This is a genomic window from Paraburkholderia sp. SIMBA_054 (assembly GCF_046534875.1).
Classification (GTDB): Bacteria; Pseudomonadota; Gammaproteobacteria; order Burkholderiales; family Burkholderiaceae; genus Paraburkholderia; species Paraburkholderia hospita.
In genome coordinates, this window is sequence record NZ_JAWRXV010001453.1 from 1 (window position 1) to 245 (window position 245).

At 64.1% G+C, this 245-nt stretch carries 1 protein-coding gene; it reads left to right on the forward strand.

Annotated elements, in window-relative coordinates:
• On the forward strand, nt 1-245 hold a 245-nt coding region (locus tag SB822_RS59870), incomplete at both ends, for a cytochrome ubiquinol oxidase subunit I (protein ID WP_410859480.1).

Genomic DNA, 245 nt, shown 5'->3' on the forward strand with positions numbered 1-245 from the left:
GCACCTGACGGTCACCTGGCTGATGGCGCTGGGCACCAACCTGTCGGCGCTGTGGATCCTGATCGCCAACGGCTGGATGCAGAACCCCACCGGCGCGGTGTTCAACCCGGACACGATGCGCATGGAGGTGGTCGACTTCATGGCCGTGCTGTTCAATCCGGTGGCGCAGGCCAAGTTCGTCCACACGGTATCGGCCGGCTACGTCACCGGTGCGGTGTTCGTGATGTCGATCAGCGCCTTCTACC